Source organism: Devosia sp., assembly GCF_017307565.1.
Lineage (GTDB): Bacteria > Pseudomonadota > Alphaproteobacteria > Rhizobiales > Devosiaceae > Devosia.
This window is the reverse complement of the sequence record NZ_JAFKHD010000063.1, coordinates 1-4,297: the sequence shown is the minus strand read 5'-3', so window position 1 is coordinate 4,297 and position 4,297 is coordinate 1. Positions and strand designations below refer to the sequence as shown.

Sequence of the window (4,297 nt, the reverse complement as noted above, 5' to 3'; positions counted from 1 at the left end):
GCCCTTGCCAAAGAAGCCGAGGTCGCCGCCATTGGCGCCTGAACCGGGGTCGATCGACTTTTCCTGGGCGATGGTAGCGAAATCGCCGCCGGCCTTGAGTTCGGCTTCGATCGCGTCAGCCTCTTCCTTGGTCTCGACCAGGATGTGGCGGGCGTGGATTTCTTCCTGCGGCTTAAACTGGGCGACGAAAGCGTCATATTCCTTGCGGACGGCTTCCTCGGTCACCTGCGCGGCAATAGCGTCAGCGAAATAGGCGCGGCGCAGGGCGCGCTCCTTGAGATAGTTGAGGCGCTGGGCAAAGAGCGGGGTCTGGTCCATGCCGGCGGTCTTGGCGGCGCCCGCCATCACCTTCATGTCAATGAGAACGCGCAGCAGGAAGGCGCGGCGTTCCTGAGCCGGCATCTGGGCCAGGTCCTGGGCCAGGTCTTCAGCGGCAAAGTTGAGATCGGCCTCGGTGATCGTTTCGTTGCCGACGGTTGCAACCACGGTTTCAGGCGTTGCCGCTGCGGGAGCTGCCGCCGGGGCCGGGGCTTCCTGGGCGATGACGCCAAGGGTCGGCGCGGCGCCAATCAGCGCGGCAAGGCAGATGGTGCGCAGCAGGCGCGAAGAAAACTTCATCATGAACGTCCTGGATCTCCTTGGCCGGTCCGGGAGGGCCGGGCATGATCATACGGGGCCGCGGGGCCCAAAGTGGGCTCTGCCTCACACAATAAGGGGGCCAAATTGTGCCGGTTTGGGGCACCTTTCGGCCGCGCAAAGCCTCGCCTTGTCCGCCGTGGTCGGAAGGTGTCGCCGATTTCGCCAACATTGACAAGACACCCCCTCACTCTTACATCTCAGCCGCTTTTTCAAAGCGTGGAGCATGGTTGCCGATCGGGCCTTTGTCCTCCACGGATCAATCCACACGGGGAGCCAAAAGGCCCCTCCCAGAGTTGTGACGAGGCGTGATGGGCCGATAGGCGCCCCAAGTGCTAGCCGCCCGCCCCTTTCGCCACGCCACAGAATTTGAAGGATGACACGAATGGCTCTAGCTGCGCTCGCCCGGCGGATTTTCGGATCGCCGTCGGATCGGCAGGTCAAGCGCTATCAGGGCAAGGTCGCTGCGATCAATGCGCTGGAGCCGGAACTGGCCAAACTGAGCGATGACGAGCTTCGGGCCCGCACCGCCGACTTCAAGGCCCAGATCGAAAAGGGCGCCAAGATCGACGACCTGATCGTGCCGGCCTTTGCGACCGTGCGCGAAGCCTCCAAGCGCGTGCTCGGCATGCGTCACTTCGACGTGCAGCTCATCGGCGGCATGGTGCTCAACGACCGCGCCATCGCCGAAATGCGCACCGGTGAAGGCAAGACGCTGGTTGCGACCCTCGCGGTCTATCTCAACGCGCTCGCCGGCAAGGGCGTGCACGTCGTGACCGTCAACGACTACCTCGCCCGCCGCGACGCTGGCTGGATGGGGCAGATCTACAATTTCCTTGGTCTTTCCACCGGCATCATCGTGCATGGCCTGACCGACCAGCAGCGCCGCGATTCCTACGCCGCGGACATCACCTACGGCACCAATAACGAATTCGGCTTCGACTATCTGCGCGACAATATGAAGTATTCGCGCGCCCAGATGGTGCAGCGCGGTCATGCCTTCGCCATCGTCGACGAAGTGGACTCCATTCTCGTCGACGAAGCCCGTACGCCGCTGATCATTTCCGGCCCGTCCGAAGATCGCTCCGAGCTTTACATCAAGATCGACTCGCTGATGCCGATCATCGGCGAGGGCGATTTCGAACTCGACGAAAAGCACCGAGCCGCGACCTTTACCGACCAGGGCGTCGAAAAGCTCGAAGCTGCGCTTGCCGAGGCGGGTCTTCTCAAGAGCGCGTCCATGTATGACGTGGAAAACGTCGCGCTGGTGCACCACGCCAATTCCGCGCTGCGCGCCCACAAGCTTTTCCGCAAGGACAAGGACTACATCACCCGCGATACGCCGGAAGGCGGCGAGGTGGTGATCATCGACGAATTCTCCGGCCGCATGATGCCGGGCCGCCGCTACTCGGAAGGCCTGCACCAGGCGCTGGAGGCCAAGGAAGGCGTAAAAATCCAGTCTGAAAACCAGACGCTGGCTTCCATCACCTTCCAGAACTACTTCCGTCTTTATGAAAAGCTCGCCGGCATGACCGGTACGGCAGCGACTGAAGCGGAAGAGTTTGCCGACATCTATAGTCTTGGTGTCGTCACCATCCCGACCAACCTGCCGGTGCAGCGTATCGACGAAGACGATGCGATCTATCGCACGGCGGCGGAAAAGTTCGATGCCATCGCCGAACTGATCAAGGAATGCCAGGAGCGCGGCCAGCCGGTGCTCGTCGGCACGACGTCCATTGAAAAGTCGGAAATGCTGGCGGACATCCTTCGCAAGAAGAACGTCGGGCAGATGAACGTGCTCAATGCTCGTCACCACGAGCAGGAAGCTTTCATCGTGGCCGATGCGGGCCTGCCGGGCGCGATCACCATCGCGACCAACATGGCCGGTCGTGGTACCGACATTCAGCTCGGCGGTAACCTTGAAATGCGCATCGAGCGCGAAGCCAAGGAACTCGAGGGTGATGCCCGCGACGCCAAGATCGCTGAGATCAAGGCCAAGATCGCCGACGAAAAGCAGAAGGCGCTGGCTGCCGGCGGCCTGATGGTGATCGGCACCTAACGCCATGAATCGCGTTGTATCGACAACCAGCTGCGTGGCCGTTCGGGTCGTCAGGGTGACCCTGGCCACTCGAAATTCTACCTGTCGCTGCAGGACGACCTGATGCGCATCTTCCCCGTGGATTCGATGGATTCCATGCTGGGCAAGCTCGGTCTCGAGCAGGGCGAAAGCATCACCCATCCGTGGGTCACCAAGGCGATCGAACGCGCCCAGGGCAAGGTCGAGGCGCGCAACTTCGACATCCGCAAGAACATCCTGAAGTACGACGACGTGATGAACGATCAGCGCAAGGTGATCTTCGAACAGCGTCTCGAATTCATGGACGAAGAGGACGTCAGCGAGACCGTCGCCGAGATGCGCCATGACGTCGTCGACAATATCGTCAGCAAGGCCATTCCGACGCGCTCCTATCCCGAGCAGTGGAACACCGAGCAGCTTGAAGCTGCGGCGAAAACCTATCTCAACGTCACCGCTCCCGTAGGCGACTGGGCCAAGGAAGAGGGTATCGACGCCGAAACCGTCGAAACCCGTATCCGCGATGCCGCCGACGGCGTCATTGCCGCCAAGAACGAGAAGTATGGCCAGGTGATGCGCCAGGTGGAAAAATCCATCCTGCTGCAGTCGATCGATGGCCTGTGGCGCGAGCACCTCGTCATGCTCGACCACCTCTCCAAGGTCGTCGGTTGGCGCGGTATCGCCCAGCGCGATCCGCTGAACGAATACAAGCAGGAAGCCTATGAGCTGTTCCAGGCCCTGCTCGGAAACCTGCGCGAACTCGTGACCACGCAGATGGGCCATATCGAAATCCAGATGCGTCCGCCCGAGCCGCCCCCGGCGATCGACCCGGCGCTGCTGGCCACCACGCATATCGACCCGGTGACGGGCGAGAACGACGCGGTGGGCGATGATTCCGACGAGGGCGCGCTGGCCCCGCTTGATCCGAAACTGCTGGTGGGCCTGTCGCGCAATGCGCCTTGCCCCTGCGGTTCGGGCAAGAAGGTCAAGCACTGCCACGGCGCGTTTGTCTGATCTTTTTGAGCTTTTGGGATTTGGGGCTCCGGGATTTCCGGGGCCCTTTTTGTTTTCCCCACAACCTACAAATCGTCGTCACCACCGGGCCTGTCCCGGTGGTCCATGTGGGGAGGTGAGATGGATTGCCGGGATGAACCCGGCAATGACGATGGGGCGGAGGGGCTGGAGGTTGGTAGCCTAAGGTCTACTCAGCCAACGAAAACTCCAGCAGCAGCTGCCGCTGCCAGTCGTTGAAGTTGTTGTCGGAGCCCATGAGGATGCGCGTCTCGCCGCCGGGGGTGACGTGCACCATGAGCGATTCCATATTGTCGATCTCGGCGCCTTCGGCCGCGAGCAGCAGTTCGCCGCGCATGAGGTTGCCGGGGCGGACCTCGGCGGCCGGCACGCGGCGCAGGTTCATCACGAAGCTGAAGAGGGCGACGCCGCGTTCGAGGACGAGCAGGTCGCCATTGGGCAGGAAGGCGCAGTCGGTGGGGTTGACGATCGGCGAGTTGACATAGGCCACCGGACCCCTGTCGTTCTGGCCGAGGAAATGGCCGCGATGGTTGCCGTTTTCATCGAGCGCTTCTT

The 4,297-nt window shown here is 62.0% G+C and carries 2 protein-coding genes and 1 pseudogene; 1 reads left to right on the top strand and 2 read right to left on the bottom strand.

Annotation, left to right across the window (positions count from 1 at the left end):
* Nucleotides 1-621: peptidylprolyl isomerase (locus tag J0I64_RS01260; protein ID WP_291405633.1), on the bottom strand; the 621-nt coding region annotated here is incomplete at its 3' end.
* Nucleotides 622-1,021: 400 nt separating this feature from the next.
* Between J0I64_RS01260 and secA the strand changes: the two are divergent.
* A pseudogene (secA, locus tag J0I64_RS01255) lies at nt 1,022-3,724 on the top strand (preprotein translocase subunit SecA).
* Between the two features lie 187 nt (nt 3,725-3,911).
* Here the strand turns inward: secA and J0I64_RS01250 are convergent.
* Nucleotides 3,912-4,297 (bottom strand): esterase-like activity of phytase family protein (locus J0I64_RS01250; protein ID WP_291405631.1); only part of this gene is annotated, 386 nt, incomplete at its 5' end.